This window comes from Streptococcus mitis (assembly GCF_001579045.1).
Classification (GTDB): domain Bacteria; phylum Bacillota; class Bacilli; order Lactobacillales; family Streptococcaceae; genus Streptococcus; species Streptococcus mitis_D.
On record NZ_KQ970262.1, the window covers coordinates 444,545 to 464,840 of the forward strand.

Annotated in this window: 26 protein-coding genes and 1 pseudogene; 11 read left to right on the top strand and 16 right to left on the bottom strand. The window is 33.8% G+C overall.

The features are described 5' to 3' along the window. Positions 1–87: 87 nt before the first annotated feature. From SMIDD28_RS05255 to SMIDD28_RS05320, 14 genes are all read right to left on the bottom strand, one after another. Complete coding sequence (locus SMIDD28_RS05255) at positions 88–1,917, bottom strand: SAG1250 family conjugative relaxase (RefSeq protein ID WP_061425183.1); 1,830 nt, start codon at positions 1,915–1,917, stop codon at positions 88–90. Continuing rightward, complete coding sequence (locus tag SMIDD28_RS05260) at positions 1,904–2,269, bottom strand: MobC family plasmid mobilization relaxosome protein (RefSeq protein WP_061425184.1); 366 nt, start codon at positions 2,267–2,269, stop codon at positions 1,904–1,906. The genes SMIDD28_RS05255 and SMIDD28_RS05260 overlap by 14 nt, the downstream gene beginning before the upstream one ends. Positions 2,270–2,273: 4 nt before the next feature. Continuing rightward, complete coding sequence (locus tag SMIDD28_RS05265) at positions 2,274–2,630, bottom strand: SAG1252 family conjugative relaxosome accessory protein (protein ID WP_061425185.1); 357 nt, start codon at positions 2,628–2,630, stop codon at positions 2,274–2,276. Positions 2,631–2,923: 293 nt separating this feature from the next. Further along, positions 2,924–3,214, bottom strand: coding sequence for a DUF5960 family protein (locus SMIDD28_RS05270; RefSeq protein ID WP_001080186.1), 291 nt, complete (start codon positions 3,212–3,214; stop codon positions 2,924–2,926). Beyond that, positions 3,204–3,569, bottom strand: coding sequence for a hypothetical protein (locus tag SMIDD28_RS05275; protein WP_061425186.1), 366 nt, complete (start codon positions 3,567–3,569; stop codon positions 3,204–3,206). The genes SMIDD28_RS05270 and SMIDD28_RS05275 overlap by 11 nt, the downstream gene beginning before the upstream one ends. Next, positions 3,566–4,981, bottom strand: a complete 1,416-nt coding sequence (locus tag SMIDD28_RS05280; protein ID WP_061425187.1) for a Y-family DNA polymerase — start codon at positions 4,979–4,981, stop codon at positions 3,566–3,568. The genes SMIDD28_RS05275 and SMIDD28_RS05280 overlap by 4 nt, the downstream gene beginning before the upstream one ends. Positions 4,982–4,983: 2 nt before the next feature. Further along, entirely contained in the window at positions 4,984–5,667 is a 684-nt protein-coding gene (locus SMIDD28_RS05285) for a LexA family transcriptional regulator (RefSeq protein WP_061425188.1), read from the bottom strand. Between the two features lie 251 nt (positions 5,668–5,918). Next, positions 5,919–6,689, bottom strand: coding sequence for a type II toxin-antitoxin system toxin PezT (gene pezT, locus SMIDD28_RS05290; RefSeq protein ID WP_061425189.1), 771 nt, complete (start codon positions 6,687–6,689; stop codon positions 5,919–5,921). Continuing rightward, positions 6,689–7,165 carry a type II toxin-antitoxin system antitoxin PezA gene (pezA, locus tag SMIDD28_RS05295; RefSeq protein WP_022524938.1) on the bottom strand — a complete coding sequence of 159 codons (477 nt, stop codon included), beginning with the start codon at positions 7,163–7,165 and terminating at the stop codon, positions 6,689–6,691. The genes pezT and pezA overlap by 1 nt, the downstream gene beginning before the upstream one ends. Positions 7,166–7,235: 70 nt before the next feature. Then, complete coding sequence (locus SMIDD28_RS05300; protein ID WP_000495446.1) at positions 7,236–7,508, bottom strand: hypothetical protein; 273 nt, start codon at positions 7,506–7,508, stop codon at positions 7,236–7,238. Between the two features lie 37 nt (positions 7,509–7,545). Next, entirely contained in the window at positions 7,546–7,929 is a 384-nt protein-coding gene (locus SMIDD28_RS05305; protein ID WP_000159212.1) for a DUF5945 family protein, read from the bottom strand. After that, positions 7,926–8,159: a DUF5965 family protein gene (locus SMIDD28_RS05310; protein WP_000152422.1), complete on the bottom strand. Its 234-nt coding sequence runs from the start codon at positions 8,157–8,159 to the stop codon at positions 7,926–7,928. The genes SMIDD28_RS05305 and SMIDD28_RS05310 overlap by 4 nt, the downstream gene beginning before the upstream one ends. A gap of 50 nt (positions 8,160–8,209) precedes the next feature. Further along, positions 8,210–9,295, bottom strand: a complete 1,086-nt coding sequence (locus tag SMIDD28_RS05315; RefSeq protein ID WP_061425190.1) for a toprim domain-containing protein — start codon at positions 9,293–9,295, stop codon at positions 8,210–8,212. A 9-nt stretch (positions 9,296–9,304) separates the two neighbouring features. Continuing rightward, on the bottom strand, positions 9,305–9,946 hold the full coding sequence (locus tag SMIDD28_RS05320) for a hypothetical protein (RefSeq protein ID WP_000933080.1): 642 nt from the start codon (positions 9,944–9,946) through the stop codon (positions 9,305–9,307). A gap of 1,174 nt (positions 9,947–11,120) precedes the next feature. On the opposite strand from SMIDD28_RS05320, the gene SMIDD28_RS05325 reads away from it, so the two are divergent. Beyond that, positions 11,121–12,005, top strand: coding sequence for a helix-turn-helix domain-containing protein (locus SMIDD28_RS05325; protein WP_000583376.1), 885 nt, complete (start codon positions 11,121–11,123; stop codon positions 12,003–12,005). On the opposite strand, the gene SMIDD28_RS05330 is transcribed toward SMIDD28_RS05325, so the two are convergent. Next, on the bottom strand, positions 11,968–12,699 hold the full coding sequence (locus SMIDD28_RS05330; protein WP_231075143.1) for an insulinase family protein: 732 nt from the start codon (positions 12,697–12,699) through the stop codon (positions 11,968–11,970). The genes SMIDD28_RS05325 and SMIDD28_RS05330 overlap by 38 nt on opposite strands. A gap of 287 nt (positions 12,700–12,986) precedes the next feature. Here SMIDD28_RS05330 and SMIDD28_RS05335 point away from each other — a divergent pair, with 287 nt between their 5' ends. From SMIDD28_RS05335 to erm(B), 8 genes and pseudogenes are all read left to right on the top strand, one after another. Then, positions 12,987–13,301: a YdcP family protein gene (locus SMIDD28_RS05335; protein ID WP_000420682.1), complete on the top strand. Its 315-nt coding sequence runs from the start codon at positions 12,987–12,989 to the stop codon at positions 13,299–13,301. Positions 13,302–13,316: 15 nt separating this feature from the next. Beyond that, on the top strand, positions 13,317–13,703 hold the full coding sequence (locus tag SMIDD28_RS05340; protein ID WP_000985015.1) for a YdcP family protein: 387 nt from the start codon (positions 13,317–13,319) through the stop codon (positions 13,701–13,703). Positions 13,704–13,731: 28 nt separating this feature from the next. Then, positions 13,732–15,117, top strand: coding sequence for an FtsK/SpoIIIE domain-containing protein (locus SMIDD28_RS05345; RefSeq protein ID WP_000813488.1), 1,386 nt, complete (start codon positions 13,732–13,734; stop codon positions 15,115–15,117). A 2-nt stretch (positions 15,118–15,119) separates the two neighbouring features. Next, positions 15,120–15,272: a hypothetical protein gene (locus tag SMIDD28_RS11070; RefSeq protein WP_000879507.1), complete on the top strand. Its 153-nt coding sequence runs from the start codon at positions 15,120–15,122 to the stop codon at positions 15,270–15,272. 22 nt (positions 15,273–15,294) lie between these two features. Continuing rightward, positions 15,295–16,497 (top strand): annotated as a pseudogene (mobT, locus tag SMIDD28_RS05350) (MobT family relaxase); the annotation flags it as partial. A 48-nt stretch (positions 16,498–16,545) separates the two neighbouring features. After that, positions 16,546–16,713, top strand: coding sequence for an MLS leader peptide (locus SMIDD28_RS12175; RefSeq protein WP_000502600.1), 168 nt, complete (start codon positions 16,546–16,548; stop codon positions 16,711–16,713). A 48-nt stretch (positions 16,714–16,761) separates the two neighbouring features. Continuing rightward, on the top strand, positions 16,762–16,845 hold the full coding sequence (locus SMIDD28_RS05355; RefSeq protein ID WP_001814874.1) for a 23S rRNA methyltransferase attenuation leader peptide: 84 nt from the start codon (positions 16,762–16,764) through the stop codon (positions 16,843–16,845). Positions 16,846–16,969: 124 nt separating this feature from the next. Then, the gene (erm(B), locus tag SMIDD28_RS05360) at positions 16,970–17,707 is read left to right on the top strand and encodes a 23S rRNA (adenine(2058)-N(6))-methyltransferase Erm(B) (protein ID WP_001038795.1); all 738 of its coding nucleotides are present in this window, start codon (positions 16,970–16,972) and stop codon (positions 17,705–17,707) included. Between the two features lie 256 nt (positions 17,708–17,963). Here the strand turns inward: erm(B) and SMIDD28_RS05365 are convergent, their stop codons facing one another. Continuing rightward, positions 17,964–19,211 (bottom strand): ISL3 family transposase, encoded by a 1,248-nt coding sequence (locus SMIDD28_RS05365; protein ID WP_000019067.1) that lies wholly within the window; start codon positions 19,209–19,211, stop codon positions 17,964–17,966. Positions 19,212–19,390: 179 nt separating this feature from the next. Between SMIDD28_RS05365 and SMIDD28_RS05370 the strand changes: the two genes are divergently transcribed. Both SMIDD28_RS05370 and SMIDD28_RS05375 read left to right on the top strand, forming a co-directional pair. Next, a complete protein-coding gene (locus SMIDD28_RS05370; RefSeq protein ID WP_001009056.1) occupies positions 19,391–19,612 on the top strand; it encodes a hypothetical protein in 222 nt (73 codons plus the stop codon). A 116-nt stretch (positions 19,613–19,728) separates the two neighbouring features. Beyond that, positions 19,729–20,226 (top strand): antirestriction protein ArdA, encoded by a 498-nt coding sequence (locus SMIDD28_RS05375; protein WP_000342539.1) that lies wholly within the window; start codon positions 19,729–19,731, stop codon positions 20,224–20,226. The last annotated feature ends 70 nt before the right edge of the window (positions 20,227–20,296 follow it).

Sequence of the window (20,296 nt, forward strand, 5' to 3'; positions counted from 1 at the left end):
CAAGTATAATATAGTTATTTTCTTATTTTTAAATATGTGACAAATTGGAACATGAAACTATTCTAGATATACTTTTTAGGAAACTGTTTACTCTAAATGTATCTCATTTTCCTTAATAGATTTCATATTATGTTTTTCCTTATATTTCTTTATTGTTTTATTAAACATTTCAAATAAATTTATTGCTTCTCTATTTTGTTCCTTCAGTGTTTCAATCTTTCCTTTATATATGTATAAATCCTTCTCTATTGTATCTACTGAACTTTTACCTTGAATACTATTTTCTAAATTGCTAGAACTATTTGCCGTATTATTCAACAATACTTCCTCTAAATTAGTTAAATCATCAATTTTATTTTGGACTTGTTCAATCATATTCTCTAGATATGATATTTGGGCAATGAAATCATTTGTTATATCTTCAAAATCATTCGGACTATTTTCCGCAGATATAAGAAAATCTAATTGTTCTATTTTTTCTTTAATTTTGCTAAGAGGAATTCTTCTATACATATACTGCGGTTCATACTGAAGATTAAGTTGCCTAATCAAAGTTTTACCTTTCATAAAGCGATTTTTTTCTGCTGAATCTTTATGGTATACATAGTAAGAACTAGTTTCTCTGAGAAATACTTTAACTTTTTCTTCTTCCATATTGATTTGAATATTTGGTACAAAAATAAGTCCTTCTTGTCGGATACCAAACTGTACCTTAATGTAAATTCCATCGTCTACTACTTCTTCTATTTGATTAAGATTCAACTCTACTTCAAACTCATGAACAGCATCCCTATTTCTCTTGAAATCTTGATAGGATTTCCATACCACCTCTTCTGTCGGCAACTCTTTTTCTTTAATTAGCTTTTCTTCATTGTAAAGTTCAACTAAATTTTTATTATCTAAGACAACAGATTCATTTTTGTTATTAAAATAGTCTTGAAAATAACTAACACTATACCGATTAGCTTTTACCAATTCCTGCTCTGAAATCTTAATCTCATCAAATTCAAATTGAACATGTTTTTCTTTCGGAATTATTTTTAATCCAAAAAATTCTGCTCGTTGAATCAATTCATTCATATTCTTCATTTTCGGAAGTAAAAATTCTAAGATGTTTATGATTTCCCTTTGAATAAACTTTTTCTTAAAATAAGTTTCATTATAAGGTTGTTTTCTACTCAATTTACTATCACGTACGACTTGTTTCATATTTGAATCAGTCATAAAAAAAGTAACATGCTTGTGTCTAAAATCAATTTTTAAATGTAAAGCTTTTGCTTTTTTCTTGAAATCTTCAAAATTTTTCGAGTTCTCGATTAGAAAATATACTCGTTGTTTTATTTCATATTTGTAATTTGTTTTGCGATAAACTTCATACTGATGATGCGAATAACGATTTTCTATAATTTTTGCCCCAGCAATTTTTGAAAGACGATCAGAAACCATTCGTAGATTATGTTCTGCCTTATAATCCCATAGAAACTTTTTATCAGAATTCTGATCAATTGAATTTAGGATGATGTGATTGTGGATATGATCTTTATCGACATGAGTTGCTACAATAAAACGAAATCTACCTCCTGTCAACTCTTTAGCTGTCTCATAACCAATTCGATTGATTTGTTCAGGAGTGAGATGGTCATCTGGAGAAAAAGACTGAATGATGTGATGAGAATGAATTTTTCGTTGATTTACTTCTTGCCTATCATGACGAAATTCATAAAGAGTATCATTACTTAAAAAATTATCATTGTACATCTTCACTAGTTCTTTATAACTAGGAAAATCTAAATAATTTCTCATACCAAAATCTGAGACTAGTGTTAGATTTTTTGTTTTACTTGGATTCAAAATATATTTGATTAGTTTACTACGATAATTTTTTCCATGAATCGCAAAGTGTTTAGTGATGACCATAAAATTTCCTCAATTTTTCAGATCGAATAAGAAAATCTTTCTCCACTTCTACTATTAACTCTTCTATACCTTTTCTCAACTCATTTAATTCAACTTCCGTTATTAAATTCGAATAATTTATGCTTCTGGCTATTTGATTAATATTATTTCCGATTCGTTTTAATTCAAAAATTAAATCTTGATAACTATTTGTATCAATGGTGATGAAATTCATACCAGGATCTAATAGGGTTCGTCTAGCATATTCTGAGAATGATAAGCAGTTACTTTTTGAGATATTTTCATTTATTTTGACTAATTCTAGATCAGATAAAAAGACTTTTTTTAAATTCGTTCTATATCTGTGTTCCACTGTACTACCTCATATATTTGTTACGAAAATCTTCACTAAGAGGACTTGTTTTTTCTACCTCTTTAATTAATTCCTGAATACAAGTTAACAAAATAGAAACATGTTCTTGAGTAACCTGATGATCGCTTTTAGAAATGATCAATACTTCATGAACATCACGGCTAATTTGTTCCAACTTTTGTTTTTCCCAAAGGTTGAACCATTTTTTCATCTGTTTTTGTCCATCAGACAATAGTAAGCTTTTACGGAGAAAATCAGAAAAATTATCCTCTCCTTTCTCTCTCATTAAATCTAGTATTTGCTTTTCTTCCATTTCTGTTAAGCGAAATTGTTTCCGAATACTACGTATATCTCTTTTCATATTACTTTTTCTCCTTCATTGATACCTGTACTGACAATGTAAGCTTACAGACACTGTCAGTACATTTTTCAAAATAGCTTTAACATTTTTGTAAGGCTTTGCGATCTCAGATATTGTGTCCACAATATCCCAAAAATCATATCGCCTGCCATTTCAAACCTCACGGTTCAAAAAACAAACGATATGAAAATGTGGTGGCACGCCCCCAAACCCCCAAGATAAATCTAAATTAAAAAAAGTATAACAAATACTTTTTGATAAAATTATCACAGAAAAAGAGCCCTGTCGGACTCTTACAAACTAAAACAATGTCTCTGATATTCATACTGTCTAATGCCACTACTGTCTTTGTTCATCTTGATAGAAAAAACAAAATAATGGTCACGACCGTCTAAAGATTTGCTTTTGTTAAGTTTAAAATAATGTTTTTGAGACATAGCCATTGTGCGTAAAATATCATCAGTGATAAATGTTAATGGTATATCTAGAGCGGAATATTTGTAAAAATCTGACTCAAACCGTAAATAAGAATCAGAAAAATAATCCAGCTGTAATTTATCATCATATAATTCTTTACGATTCATATAAATCCACCCCTTCTATCTGGATATCGAGTATATCTTCCCATCTTAATCGAAGAAAACCAGTGTCTGATTTTATAGATATAAACTCTTTTCCAATCTCTTTAACAATACCTGATACTACTTTTCTTTGATTAGAAAACTTAAAAACAAAAGTTGCAGGGAATACATTCGTATAAAGTTGACGAACAAATAGAACTTTCTCTTCCAATGTTAGGGAAATGGAGATGTCTTCTTTATTTTTTTCTGCCCAAAGAGAACTGGAATGTTCTGATAAAAAGAAGCCCATCCACTTAGCCATGCCACGGTCCTGATATACTCGGGCAGACTCAAAAGGTAAATAAGAACGATTCATCATTTTAGTCCATCTAATCCTCCAGCTGAATGACCACCAATGAGTTTACTTCTTGCAATTGTTCTAGAAGCTTGATCTAAGGCATTTCCTTTCAAAAGTGAAGTAAAACCAAATTCTGTTCGAATAGCATCGATTGCGGACTGGAGCCTTTCTTCTTTTTCTATTTTTTCAATATCATCAAATAATGAAATCAATCCAAAGGATTCATCCACTAAACTGGAATAATTCACTGCCACATTCCTGATAGCCCCGGAAGTATATTTAGTGTGAAATAACTTTAAAACATAGTTTGTCAGCAGTGCTGTTTGATTGGTCGGTTCAATCTTCATTTGAGTATGAATAGACCGCTTCTGTTCCACTTTAGAATACCCCAAGTGTATAGAAACTACTGTTGCTTTTTTACCTGCTCTTCTCAATCTAACCGCAACTTGTTCTGCCATTTCACGAAGTATGATCTCAATATCTCTTTGCTTTATATAATCTCTAGGTAAAACTTGCGAGTTCCCTATTCCTTTTGACTTTGGCTTATAAGGTTTATGAACATTGCTTTCATCAATCCCATTGGCATGAAACCATAACTCTAGTCCCATAATCCCAAGCTCTTTTTTAATCAAGTCAGGATTAGCCTTTGCCAATTCTTTAATCGAAAAGATGCCTAAACCATGTAATCTCTTCTCCATCCGATTTCCAATTCCCCAGAAATCTGTCATTTTAGAAATAGTCCATACTTTCTTTTCGACATCCTCATAGGACCAATTGGCTCTCATTGTCGGAGTTTTTTTAGCTTCATTATCTAGTGCTAACTTAGCTAATAAGGGATTGGAATTAGACATGCCTACAGTTGAATAGATTCCTGTTTTTCTCCAAATCTTTTTTTGAATAGCAGCCGAAATAATATCTAATTTATCTTTCCTACTAATTCTTCTATCTGGCACAAAATAATTTAATGAACTGGTTAAATCAATAAATCCTTCATCAATTGAGTAGGGATAAATATCGTCTGGTGCCGCAAAATCTTGAAAGATTTTTTGAATCTCCATATTGACTGCAATATAAGTATCCATTCTCGGAGGAACAATCACTGTTGATTTTGCCCATTCTTCTATATAACGAACATAATCTATCGTTGTCGGTAAGCCTTGTTTTCTAGCATTATAGTAAGAAAATTTTCGAGTCTTTACATCAAATGGTAAATCATAGGAACGTCCAACATTTGATTTCCCAAATACCTTTTTAAACATAGGAGAGGAAGCAAGGATTAAACCAGCAGAATTATCTGCACGACTCATAACACAAAGTGAAGTCTTAAGTGGATGCAGGCCTCTATCTACACATTCTACACTTGCGTAAAAAGATTTCATATCAATAAAGGCAATGTCACTTTTAGGTTCGAGACTATAATCAAACCAACTCATACTTAGTCCTCTAAAGGAATAAAGTTCCCAACGATTTTCCCTATAATGCGAGGATTCTCATCATAAGGTGCAAACTTATCTGAATAGTTCCGATTGAGTGAAACTAAACGAAGTCCATTTTCTTCACGATATACTTTCTTAATATAGGTTTGACCATCCCAATCTATCGCATAAATAGCTCCATCATAATCAAATCCTGTTTGCTTAATAAGGGCTACAGAACCATTTTCATATGTCGGTTCCATTGAATTACCAAACACCCATGATGCAAAGTCATAATCAAATTGATGATTGAAGTAAACTGTATCGTAATTACCATCATCAAAATAAGCTGTTCCTGTACCAGCTGATAATTTTTCATAGACCTTATAAGCAAATCGTTCAGAAACTTCTACAACTTTAGAGTTTTGATTGTTCAATAAGTCTTTTGCATAATGAAGTGTCGCTTTTTGATTCTTTTCAGTTAGCTTGAGATAAGTTTCTACTATTTCATACTCTGATTCAAAATATCGAGGGTCTACATTAAAAATCTCACTCAATTTGCTTAGATTATTTTGATTCGGTTTTGTTTTACCTGATTCCCAATTAAAGTACGAAGCTCTACTAATTCCCAAACTGGATGCAAGTTGAGATTGAGATAAGCCCTGACTCTCTCTTTTTTCTTTTAATTTAGTAGGTGAAAACATCTTTTCTCCTTTGTAAGTTTATTAACTAACAAAAGAATACCATAGCTTCTTGAAAAAATCAAGAGTTTAATAAACCCCAAAGATTTAAAATAATCATAAACTGCGCTAAATTTGTACTTATATTGTTAGGGAATCATGACTGAAGAATGCTAAAACTTTTGAAAAAATATGAAGAAGAAAATAGAGAGTATAAAAAAGGATCGTTATTTTTTAATTGACGATCCAATAGACTTTATTTTAAAAATCTAACTCTACAAACCATTTCGATTAGTTAAATCTTTCAATCTTTCTTCTCCAGATTTAAGCATCTCTTTCTCCACTTGATTCCATTCTCCAAATAGTAAATCATGAAGAACGGTTGCTGCTGAAGTTGTATTTTCTTTTGAATCATATACACAACTTCTATCTCGTTGATAAATTTGAATTCTTTCAAAGATAGCTAGTTCTTCCAATTGTCGTGTATTATCAACTAGATGATTTACAATCAAATCATGATGTTCTCTTGGAGTTGCGCGTGCTTGATTTGGATTGATAGCGTACAGTTCTTCGTATCGGATAAGAGTGCTCAGATAGGACAATTCGGGCTTTGTTCCAATTAAGGCTAATTGTACTTCATATCCCTTACTTTTCAAGAGTTGTGCCGTTTTCTTTGGAACATCAATCGTTCGTAAAGTTCCCTCTATCAAAAGATTGTATCCCAAATGACTCAATTCTGTTACTAAAGACTCTACCATTTTACCTGCAAAATCTTTGGTGTATTCAACACTATCTTTGCCATATTCTTGCTGCAGTTCTAAATAGTGTGGATGTTGAGAGCGAAAACTATCGCCATCTATGATAACAATATTTCCTTGAAATTCTTTCTGTTTAATACGATGAATTGTAGTCTTACCAGCACCACTTTGCCCTCCAAGCAAAATCGCTATAGGTTGCTTACTGGACTTTTTTCCTCTTGTCAGAGAACGAAGATTCCGTGCTAGAGCATGTTTGAATTCACTATCAGTATAATCTTGGATTTCCATTAGGCTACCATCCGTTTTTCAGATATCTCTAACATACGTTCAATTCCATCCAAATAGCCGCTATACCTCTCTATTTCATCAAAATTATCTACTAAATAGATATTCGTATGAATCAAGTCAGATAGATCATCACTCATTAAAATCCAAGGATTAGATTCATCATCAATGCTAATTCCCTGACTATCTTGATAACGATAGAGTCGTGATAATAGATTAGCTCCTCTTTCTTTCACAATTTCAATTTTTAAAGTCAATTCATAATCTTCAACAGGATTGAGCATTTTATCTTCTCCTACAATATCGACATAAGATACATTAAACTTCTGACAAATGATGTCTATTAGTTCCGTAGAGACTGAACTCGTTCCATTTTCATACCGGCTCAAGCTATTTCGAGAAATTCCTACAATTCGGGCAAAGTCGTCTTGTGTTAAGTCATGTGTTTTACGTAAGGATTTTATGTTCTTTCCAATCATGGCAAACTCCTTTTATTTTTATACCACCATTATAACATTTAGAAAAAGTAAATGCACCATTTTTGGTGCATTATTGGCTGTTTTTCCTAAATCTCTCTAAATTCTTCTCCAATTGTTCCTTATGAAGTTGATTCTTAGCTTCCTTTAATGTGTCGTCCAAAGTTTCTTCTCTGTAAGTTGCTTCTGTTTTTAGTTGTTGTGATTCTTGATTTGGAGTGAAAATGATATCTAGCAGTCGGTCTATTTTTTCAAGATCTTGGACAGACATATCAGATAGTCTATGAATCAGCTTTTTAAATACATCACTATTGTCGTGATTTTTCTTAAAAAATGTTGTAAACATCTATAACCTCTCAAAAAAAGCAGCCTATCAGGACTGCTTAGTGTAATTCGGAAATCGCATCATAAATGGACTGCAATTTCTTATTGTCTTTATTCTTTGTGTCGATCAACGTATGTAGCTCTTCAATTTTCTTTTGACTACTTTGAATATCGCTATTGTTATCCGCAATAAGTCTTTTAAGATGTTGCTGATAACTTGTAGTGATATCTGTCTCTTTTCCTGTTCTAACCTCTGTAACTTTAGGTTTAGAACTAGGATTTGATTCCGTCACAGGTGCTTGTTTTCGCTTTTGAAAAGCTGCTTCATAATTTACATCATTACCTCCTTGATGATTTCCAAATAAGGCCGCAATTTTATCTGGATCTTCTTGATTTTCTGATTTACTCTCTAATGGTTGATTAAAATTCCAATCTTTTGTCATTCACTCATTTCATCCTTTCTAAATTCAGAATCATCGAATTGTCTTTCTCTACCAAAGGCATGGTCAAGAGCTTCTTCAAAACTCATGTGACTAATGCTTTGACGCCTTTTGAACGTCGCAAACATCGCTGTCTCCAGTTGCTCTTTGTAAGCAGCGAGTTTTTCTGTCTCTCTTGCTACCTTGCTTTCTTGCCTAGTGACCTTTTCTTCTAAGCGTTCAATAATGGTCATATTCGATCCTCCTTCATTCTAATATTAGCTAAAACATCTTGATTTTGTTATCACAATTCTAAACATTGAGAGGTTTGTCTTACTGGTTGATTCCTCAATGTCTCTTTTGCAGTCTCGATCATCAATTGTAAATCTGATTTCTTTTCTCTAAGGACATCATTCCAGTCTACTTTTTCTTTCCCAGATTCATTATCAGGCAAATCCAGAAAAACAGGAAATCCTGATTGAGATAACTTATCAGAAAAATCTTTTCCTGCATCATCACAATCTACCGCAAGTGTCAATAAATCAGGATGATTATCGAAATAGGTAGTGGTATCACGAATTGTATTGATCAAAGGCAATAACTTTGAAGGTATTACTGTATCCAAAAATTCCAACTTCTGATTTTCTTCAGCTATCAGTCGTAAAGTTTGATAAGCGACAACAGATCTTTTTAATCCCTCCATAGATACCAAACGAACATCAGTTAGACTTTGTTGATGAAGTTCGTAATAGCTCATCAAGTCGATAAACGATTCACAAAAGACCAGTCTATTTGGTTTACCAATATCAAAGGATATTCCAACGTGTCCATGGCTTCCTTTTAGAATCGTTTTTAGCCTCTCTCTAGGAAGAGAGTGATTCTTATATATCCCTTGTAAGCTTGCTGCCTGCAGCTTGTGGCGATGATCAAAGCTTTTAAAAACGTTAACAGGTTCAACTGTTTCATTTGTTTTCCAACTAGCTTGTGCTATCAAACCTTGTTGAATCATCTTTTGTATGATTTCTTCTGAGATTCCTCTACATTCTGTTAAGTAATATCTAGTCAAACTGCAGTTAGAATCTTCTACTCTCTTTAAAGGATAATAAAATGGTCTCTCTCTTTTTTCTTGAATAGCTTCTTTTTGAAAAGATTCTTCAGAAAGAAAGGCTAGAGCTTCTTTAAAGGAAATTCCCTTAACAAGTCGAACAAAATCAATGACATCACCTTGAATATCTCTTGAAAACCATTTAAAAGTATTGGTAGTTGAAAAAATCCGAAATGAATCGTGTTCAGGATGTTCATAGACACTGCTCGAAACTTGTTTAAAGGAGATACCTAAACGATTGGCTACATCAAGAATTGAAATTTGCTTACATTCTTCTATTCCCATGCAATATCATCATTTTGTCGTAGTATTTGGCAGTGATGGTATTGATGATGATTCTTCTAAAGTTTTAGGAGTTGCATTATCTAAATCATCTAACCCAGATTTCCAAACCTGTACTTGATTGACCAATAACTTATCTGGTAGTTTCGAATAAGACAACTTAACCGTTCTGGTTTCTGTCTGATTGGTCTTTGATTGGTTGGCATTCTTTAAATCGGATACATAGGTTACATTATAAGACACCATAGCAATGGCTTGATTCGTAGTCTGATTGACAAAGATATCAGCTTTTTCAAAATGATAATCCAAAATATAATCCTTATACACTTGGTTCATGGCATCATTTTGACTTGACAATTCTTGAGAATAAGCTGATTCAGTCATATAAGGTTGAATACGTGTATTATTTTCTCCGAGCTTTTCTTTCGTATAGTACTGTGTCAAAAATTCTTTTACAGTATCTGATGACAAAATACTTGCTTTATCTTCTGCTTGTTTGTCCTCTACAAGTTTAGCTGCAGCCAATTCAATCTCTTTACGACTTTGTTTAGCAGTAGAATGTTGACCAGCAGTATATCCCATCATGAGAATAAAGCTAGTTGCAGCCACTGCTCCAACACTAATTAAGGCTTTAGTTTTGACTTTATTTAACATCTTAGACCTTCTTTCTATAAAAACTAGGTCAAGAATAACAAAAAGAACTTGTAAGTTTTATCACATCACAACGAAAGGTAATTCCTACATTTCAGGCGCAAAATCGTACAGTTCAGAGAAAAAAATAAAACTAGCTGTCTTTGAAGTATAATAGACTTATTGGAAAAAAATAAAATGCATACTGTACTATGCTATACTATAGTTAAGAAAACTATTTACAAAAGATCATGCAACTAACTTCTGAGAACTTTAAATTATTTATTAGTGTAAAAAAGGACACCTTCCCAACGAAGATATCCTGTCTAAATAAAGCTTATAAAACCAAACACTATAAAGGAGGACGTCCAAAAACGCTAAGTCTATAAAAACAGTTGATGCTAAACTTGCGTTATTTATTCTATTGACCAACTCTACGTCTCCTAGCTTTTGATTTTGGTCTTGGATTAGCGACAGTCACCGAACGATAATATTGGTAGAAGATACTCTTCGTTCTTCAGGTCTATTTGCCTTAGACAACTTAAAAGCAGCAAGTGTCACTATAGCTATTGATGTCATAGAAAGTCCTATTTCAACGTCCTAAAAGAAACCAAAGTAAAATTATTCAGGAAAAAAGAGACACACCATGAAGACACAAATCATACTCGATTTAACACCACTTCATGCCTGCTAATTAGTTTTTTAAGAAGGTCATACACATGATTTTACTCTTTTTAAGAAAGGATAGGTCAAGTTTGCCAGAGCAATCACTTGATTTTCTGTATTTGGATTATTTATGCATTATGAATATTCATAATATAACCTTCATTCCTGTTAAAAATTCTAAAAAGCATCTATTGACTGAAGAGGATAAGAAGTTTAATAGAGATACTTGTAATACGTATTAAAATTGAGCATTTTAATGCTAAGTATAAAACTTTTCAATTTATGGAATCATCAACTATGAGTTAAAATAATTTTCGAACAAAGGCTGTCCAAAAAACTTGATATAATGCGTTTTATTATGGGAATATTCATTTCATTTACTCCTGAAATTGAGTTTTTACCCAGACTCATTAATGTTATTGATATAATCCAATAATAATGATAATATCAAATAGTAATAAAAAAATTTGATAGTATTTTTTCATAATCTGTCACGCTTTCTAATGATTTTTTATGGTAAATGGAGATAAATATGATTATAGGTGAAACTTATAGAAAAATACGAGAAGGAAAAGGTATTTCTATTTCTTCATTAGCAGGTGCAGAAATTTCAAAGTCTCAAATATCTAGATTTGAATTAGGAGAGACAGAAATCTCATTTTTTAAATTATTATATCTACTTGAAAAAATAGGTGTAACACTAGAGGAGTTTTTGCTTTCATGTAATAATTATCAGCCTTCAGACTTCAATACCTTGATACGCTTAGTTCAACAGGCTGCATACAATCAAGAAATCAAATCATTACTTAATATGGTAAGCAAAGAGATGGAACTGTTTAGAGAAACCAAATCTCATTATCATAAGTTAAACGCTATTTTCATTGAAAGTATTATCTATGGAATTGATAATACTCATCAATTGAGTAATCAAGACACCTCTTATCTTACTAATTATTTATTTTCTGTTGAAAACTGGGGATATTACGAAATTCTTATTCTTGGAAATTGTTGTCGAGCAATATTACCAAATTTATTATTTAGATATGCCAAAGAGGCGCTTAAAAAAGGAAAGTTGTATAGTTCTATACCTAGAAATAAACAAGCTCTCGTTCAATTACTTCTTAATTCACTTCTTATTATGATTGAAAACAGCTTATATGAGGAAGCTTTATTTTTAGAACAAGCTACTAAGAATATATTATCTAATTCCACAGATTTTTTTGAACAAACTATTCTTTTGTATTTAGAAGGATTTTTTGAACTTAAATTTCATCATAATCAAAAATCAATTTTAAAAATAGAAGATGCTTTAAAAATTTTTGAATTATTCAATAAAACATTATACAAAAATTATAAAGATTACTACAAAAAAAATATTATCATTTTATTACAATGTGGTAATTCCTATTTTGAATAATTGCTTTTTTTGAAAAACTTTTTAATTCATCTAAAGAAATCAATTCCAGCTCTTCAGCAATACTATCCCAACTTGGAATATCAAATAATTTTTCTCTACAAATTGTTTTTAAATATTCATTTTTATTAACTTCACAATTTATGTACAATTCATTGATTACTCTTTTTTTAGCCTTATAAAATAATAGTTCATCAGATAAATCGGATTCATTAACAAGATTGTTCTCCAGTGTTTTAATCAATTTTTTCTTATAGATTGTAGGTGTTATAGTTACTATTTTTAGTAAAGTCATATTACTATAAAATATTGGGTATGATACAATACTATATATCCATTGCTTTTGTGTCCTTAACTTATGGCCTAATAATGAATCTTTAATACCAGTTAACATCGAGTTTAAGATACTTAACATTGCCATTTCATGAGATGATGCTACCATACCAGATATATCTAGATACATAGAAATTTCAGAAAGTTCTTGTTGTTTATCTAATTCCGTTAAACCAGTTGAAAAAGCCGGAGAGTTAATTTCTACAGATGATCCACTTAAAGGTAACATATTTTCAATACTTATGATTTCACTTTGTAGAAAACTTGGACCAGCAATAGCAATCTGGAATTCTCCTGCTTGAATATTTTTATATGAAAAATAGCATAAAAATCTAGTTATCCGCATAAAAACTGGACTTATCACACTTTATCAAGGTCAAAACCACTCAATTTACTACTAATTTACTACTTATGAATGAGCTTTGATACGACGATTTATCCTTGAAAAGTGAAGATATAAAGATACTTCCAATAAAATTTGAATATTTAATAGGTAGACACTTCAAAAAATGAGGTGTCTATTTTTTTACCCGATTTTGAAAGGAAGTGAACTTATGAAAACAAAAAATCAAGAATCAAAAGGTCGTTCCCCACTCTTTAAGACCATCAAACATTCATTCAGCCAATAAAAAAGAAAGGATAGGTAAAAATATGGAACTTAAATTTGTGATTCCCAACATGGAAAAAACATTCGGCAATTTAGAATTTGCTGGCGAGGATAAAGTCGTTCAGCGAAGAATCAACGGACGGCTAACTGTCTTATCAAGAAGCTATAATCTCTATTCTGATGTTCAAAGAGCAGATGATATTGTGGTGGTGCTTCCTGCTGAAGCTGGCGAAAAACATTTCGGCTTTGAGGAACGTGTGAAGTTAGTCAATCCACGTATTACCGCAGAGGGCTACAAAATCGGCACTCGTGGTTTTACAAATTACCTTTTACATGCTGACGACATGATAAAAGAATAAAGAAAGAGAGGAAAAATGATGAGATTAGCAAATGGCATTGTATTAGATAAAGACACGACTTTTGGAGAATTGAAATTCTCTGCTCTACGTCGTGAAGTGAGAATCCAAAATGAAGACGGGTCGGTTTCAGATGAAATCAAGGAACGTACCTATGACTTAAAATCCAAAGGACAAGGACGCATGATTCAAGTAAGTATTCCTGCCAGCGTGCCTTTGAAAGAGTTTGATTATAACGCACGGGTGGAACTTATCAATCCCATTGCGGACACCGTTGCTACTGCCACCTATCAAGGAGCAGATGTTGACTGGTATATCAAGGCAGACGATATTGTGCTGACAAAGGATTCTAGTTCATTCAAAGCTCAACCACAAGCAAAGAAAGAACCGACACAAGACAAATAGTCGCTAGGTAGAAAGGAGACTTTTTCGCATGAAACAGCGTGGTAAAAGGATTCGCCCATCTGGTAAAGATTTAGTCTTTCATTTTACGATAGCGTCACTCCTGCCTGTTTTCCTGCTGGTTGTCGGACTGTTTCATGTGAAGACAATCCAGCAGATCAACTGGCAGGATTTTAACCTATCACAAGCAGATAAGATTGACATTCCCTATTTAATTATCAGTTTCAGTGTCGCAATTCTTATCTGCTTGCTGGTAGCGTTTGTATTCAAACGGGTTCGCTATGATACGGTTAAACAACTTTACCACCGTCAAAAACTGGCAAAGATGATACTTGAAAACAAGTGGTATGAATCTGAACAGGTCAAAACAGAGGGTTTCTTTAAAGATAGTGCTGGTCGTACAAAGGAAAAGATAACCTACTTCCCTAAAATGTATTATCGACTTAAAAATGGCTTGATACAGATACGGGTGGAAATCACGCTGGGAAAATATCAAGACCAACTCTTACACTTGGAAAAGAAATTAGAGAGTGGCTTGTACTGTGAGCTGACGGATAAAGAGTTAAAGGATTCCTATGTGGAATATACTTTGCTCTATGACACCATAGCCAGTCGTATTTCTATTGATGAAGTAGAAGCTAAAGATGGTAAACTTCGCTTAATGAAAAACGTATGGTGGGAATATGATAAGCTCCCTCATATGTTGATTGCTGGTGGTACAGGTGGCGGTAAAACTTACTTTATACTGACACTGATTGAAGCCTTGCTTCATACAGATTCAAAACTGTATATTCTTGACCCGAAAAATGCTGATCTTGCGGACTTAGGTTCTGTGATGGCAAATGTCTACTATAGAAAAGAAGACTTGCTTTCTTGCATTGAAACATTCTATGAAGAAATGATGAAACGTAGTGAGGAAATGAAGCAGATGAAGAACTATAAGACTGGCAAAAATTATGCTTACTTAGGTCTCCCGGCACACTTCTTAATCTTTGATGAATACGTCGCTTTCATGGAAATGCTGGGAACAAAAGAAAACACCGCAGTTATGAATAAGCTGAAACAGATTGTCATGTTAGGTCGTCAAGCTGGCTTCTTTCTAATACTGGCTTGTCAACGTCCAGACGCAAAATATTTAGGCGACGGAATCCGTGATCAGTTTAATTTCAGAGTGGCTTTAGGTCGTATGTCTGAAATGGGCTATGGCATGATGTTTGGCAGTGACGTACAAAAGGATTTCTTCTTAAAGCGAATCAAAGGTCGTGGCTATGTTGATGTAGGAACAAGTGTCATATCAGAGTTTTATACTCCCCTTGTACCAAAAGGATATGATTTCTTGGAGGAAATTAAAAAGTTATCCAACAGCAGACAGTCCACGCAGGCGACGTGCGAAGCGGAAGTCGCAGGTGTGGACTGATCTTGCTGGCTGGTGTGGCAATAGCCACGCCAGCACTTAACCCCCCGTATCTAACAGGGGGGTACAAATCGACAGGAAACAGTCAAAAAAACATTAGAAAATCCTTTGGTTACAAGGGATTTACAAAATTTCAGCGTATGTCAAATGGGCTTTAAAAGTTGACATACGCCTTTTTGATTGGAGGGATTTTTACTGAATGAACAAACTTGGTTACAGCATTTAAAAGAAAAACGCTTGGCTTATGGACTATCTCAAAACCGTTTAGCTGTTGCGACTGGTATTACAAGGCAGTATCTAAGCGATATTGAAACAGGAAAAGTCAAGCCATCAGAGGATTTACAGCAGTCCCTTTGGGAAGCTCTGGAACGCTTCAATCCCGACGCTCCCCTTGAAATGCTGTTTGATTATGTAAGAATTCGCTTTCCGACAACAGACGTACAGCAGGTGGTCGAAAACATCTTACAACTGAAACTGTCCTATTTTCTTCATGAGGACTATGGTTTCTATTCTTATTCAGAGCATTATGCTTTAGGCGACATATTCGTCCTTTGCTCCCATGAACTGGACAAAGGAGTTCTGGTGGAATTGAAAGGTCGTGGGTGCAGACAATTTGAAAGCTATCTTCTGGCACAACAAAGAAGCTGGTATGAGTTCTTTATGGACGTTTTGGTGGCTGGCGGTGTGATGAAACGCCTTGACCTTGCCATTAACGATAAGACAGGGATTTTAAATATCCCTGTACTCACTGAAAAGTGCCAACAGGAAGAATGTATCTCCGTCTTCCGCAGTTTTAAAAGCTATCGCAGTGGCGAACTGGTACGCAAAGAGGAAAAGGAATGTATGGGAAACACCCTCTATATCGGTTCATTACAAAGTGAAGTTTATTTCTGTATCTATGAAAAGGACTACGAGCAGTACAAGAAAAATGATATTCCCATTGAAGACGCAGAAGTAAAAAACCGTTTTGAGATTCGATTGAAAAATGAGCGTGCCTATTATGCAGTCCGTGATTTACTCGTCTATGACAATCCAGAGCATACCGCCTTTAAAATTATCAATCGGTATATCCGTTTTGTAGATAAAGACGATTCCAAACCTCGTTCTGATTGGAAACTGAATGAAGAATGGGCTTGGTTTATTGGGAACAATCGTGAACGATTAAAACTAACCACAAAACCAGAGCCTTACTCCTTCCAAAGGACGCTGAACTGGCTATCTCATCAAGTTGCCCCGACCTTAAAGGTTGCGATTAAACTTGATGAAATCAACCAGACGCAGGTTGTAAAAGACATTCTCGACCATGCGAAACTGACAGACCGACACAAGCAGATTTTGAAGCAACAGTCAGTAAAAGAACAGGACGTGATAACAACAAAAAAAGGATATCTGTCAACCATACCAGTTGACAGATATCCAAAAAAAGATATAATGGGAGATAAGACGGTTCGTGTTCGTGCTGACTTGCACCATATCATAAAAATCGAAACAGCAAAGAATGGCGGAAACGTAAAAGAAGTTATGGAAATAAGACTTAGAAGCAAACTTAAGAGTGTGTTGATAGTGCATTATCTTAAAATTTTGTATAATAGGAATTGAAGTTAAATTAGATGCTAAAAATTTGTAATTAAGAAGGAGGGATTCGTCATGTTGGTATTCCAAATGCGTAATGTAGATAAAACATCTACTGTTTTGAAACAGACTAAAAACAGTGATTACGCAGATAAATAAATACGTTAGATTAATTCCTACCAGTGACTAATCTTATGACTTTTTAAACAGATAACTAAAATTACAAACAAATCGTTTAACTTCTGTATTTGTTTATAGATGTAATCACTTCAGGAGAGATTACATGAACAAAAATATAAAATATTCTCAAAACTTTTTAACGAGTGAAAAAGTACTCAACCAAATAATAAAACAATTGAATTTAAAAGAAACCGATACCGTTTACGAAATTGGAACAGGTAAAGGGCATTTAACGACGAAACTGGCTAAAATAAGTAAACAGGTAACGTCTATTGAATTAGACAGTCATCTATTCAACTTATCGTCAGAAAAATTAAAACTGAATACTCGTGTCACTTTAATTCACCAAGATATTCTACAGTTTCAATTCCCTAACAAACAGAGGTATAAAATTGTTGGGAATATTCCTTACCATTTAAGCACACAAATTATTAAAAAAGTGGTTTTTGAAAGCCGTGCGTCTGACATCTATCTGATTGTTGAAGAAGGATTCTACAAGCGTACCTTGGATATTCACCGAACACTAGGGTTGCTCTTGCACACTCAAGTCTCGATTCAGCAATTGCTTAAGCTGCCAGCGGAATGCTTTCATCCTAAACCAAAAGTAAACAGTGTCTTAATAAAACTTACCCGCCATACCACAGATGTTCCAGATAAATATTGGAAGCTATATACGTACTTTGTTTCAAAATGGGTCAATCGAGAATATCGTCAACTGTTTACTAAAAATCAGTTTCATCAAGCAATGAAACACGCCAAAGTAAACAATTTAAGTACCATTACTTATGAGCAAGTATTGTCTATTTTTAATAGTTATCTATTATTTAACGGGAGGAAATAATTCTATGAGTCGCTTTTTTAAATTTGGAAAGTTACACGTTACTAAAGGGAATGGAGATAAATTATTAGATATACTACTGACAGCTTCCAAGAAGCTAAAGAGGTCCCTAGCGCCTACGGGGAATTTGTATCGATAAGGGGTACAAATTCCCACTAAGCGCTCGGGACCCCTTGTAGGAAAATGTCCTAAGTGGGATATCTGTCAACTGGTATGGTTGACTAAAAATACTTCCTACGAAAATGTAGGGGGTATTTTTTTACGAAAAAATACAATCGATTCTTAAAAAGAAAAATTTTTGATTGGCAAAACCATAACAAGTTCGTTTTAGGGTTTTGATTTTGCGATTGATGCCTTCTAAAGGACCATTAGAGTATTCAAATTTAGCGCTATTTAAGACATATTTTCTGTTTTGACGAAGGGTTTGAATAGCAGTATCCATTTCTGTATTGGTTTTTTGGTAGTCTAAGATGGTTGACTCTAGTAATTCACTATTGCGCTCGTTTAGGGCTTTCGTGATATCTTGGTAAGTTTGGTATACTTCAGCGAACTTGGAAAATTTACTAGTAATGAGATCAACAGCATTTTGGCGAGTCATATATTGTTTAACGCCGCGAAGAAAAACTACTTCTTCAGGGTGAAGATCTTCAGCTTTTTTATGGAATAGCTTCCAATGTGACTTCATAATTTTATATTCTTGGCTCTGTTTATCAAGTTGCTTTAGGATAGAGATACGACAATTGTCCAAAGCGCGACCAGCTAATTGTACAAGGTGGAAGCGATCAATAATGATATTGGCATTAGGGAAAAGGCGATAGATAAAACTTTGATATTGAGCATTTAAATCAATTACAACTGATTGAACGCATTCGCGTTCGGCTTTTGAATAACGACTTTCAAAATAATCAACAATGGTAGGTGATAGACGATCCTGTAACTTTGTGACAATTTGGTGGGTTTCAGCGTCACAACAGATAAAGGACATCACAGACTTAATTGAACGAAACTCGTCAAAACATAGATGCTTAGGCAACTTAGCCACACGATAGTGTGGTTCCATGCGCTCTAAGATTGTTCGACGAACACTGCTAGGAGAGCAGTGACACATTTCAGCAATAAGCTGACCAGATAAGCCTTTACGAGCTAAAAGCATGATTTGATTTTTGAGATCACTGGATAAGGTTTGATTTTCTTTGGTTAAATTAGTAATAGCACCAAAAGTAGTATGGCATGATTTACATTTATAGCGTTGTTTACGAAGCTCTAGTTCATATCTTCTCCCATTTAAACTTGCCAGTCGTACATGAGTTTTGCGAAAGCCATCCTTATTAACTGTGGGAAAGCCACAGTTACGACAACGATTAATCGGATAAGAAAGAGTAGCTGTTATTAGCGTTATATACTCTTTAACAGAATCGTTGTTGTGTTCAGCTTCTTCAACAGAAATAATTTTAATATTTTTATCTTTAATTCCAAGAATATTTAGGATAGAATCATTATGGGACATTTGTTTAACCTTCTTTCATGATTTTTGTGGTGAATTGATTGTATAACGAGGGGACAGCAAATGTCCTCTTTTTTGTATAAAAAAATCTGGCATGGAATCTCTATCCATACCAGAAAGTGTATACCCCAAAAAAATAACTCAAATACAAATTCATTGAATATAGAGAGGAGAACATTTTTATGAATTTTGGACAAAACCTTTATAACTGGTTTCTATCAAACGCTCAATCACTGGTGCTTTTAGCAATCGTTGTGATTGGCTTGTATCTTGGCTTCAAGCGTGAGTTTAGCAAACTGATTGGCTTTTTAATTATTGCGATTATTGCGGTTGGCTTAGTCTTCAACGCTGCTGGAGTAAAAGACATTTTACTAGAGCTATTCAATCGCATTATTGGTGCTTAAATAAAACCGTTCTTTTGTGGAATATAAGTGGTTTTCTTATGTTCCGCAAAGGAATGGTACACCAAACGAAGTGCGGTAGGGATTTTTGAATCTCTACAAAGAAAGGACGTGAATATATGGACGATATGCAAGTCTATATTGCGAATTTAGGCAAATACAATGAGGGCGAATTGGTCGGTGCGTGGTTTACCTTTCCCATTGACTTTGAGGAAGTCAAAGAGAAAATCGGCTTGAATGATGAATATGAGGAATACGCCATTCATGACTACGAGTTACCCTTTACGGTTGACGAATACACTTCCATTGGCGAACTCAATCGACTATGGGAAATGGTATCGGAATTACCCGAAGAATTACAATCGGAGCTATCTGCTCTGCTCACTCATTTTTCAAGCATTGAAGAACTAAGCGAACATCAAGAGGATATTATCATTCATTCCGATTGTGATGATATGTATGACGTGGCACGCTACTACATTGAAGAAACGGGTGCTTTAGGCGAAGTACCAGCTAGTCTTCAAAACTATATTGATTATCAAGCCTATGGTCGGGATTTAGACCTTTCAGGAACGTTTATCTCAACCAATCATGGGATTTTTGAAATCGTCTATTAAATCTGTCGGTACATTACTACTGGCAGATTTTCTATTTTACGGGGTGGCTCAATCAGCTACCCCTATTTTT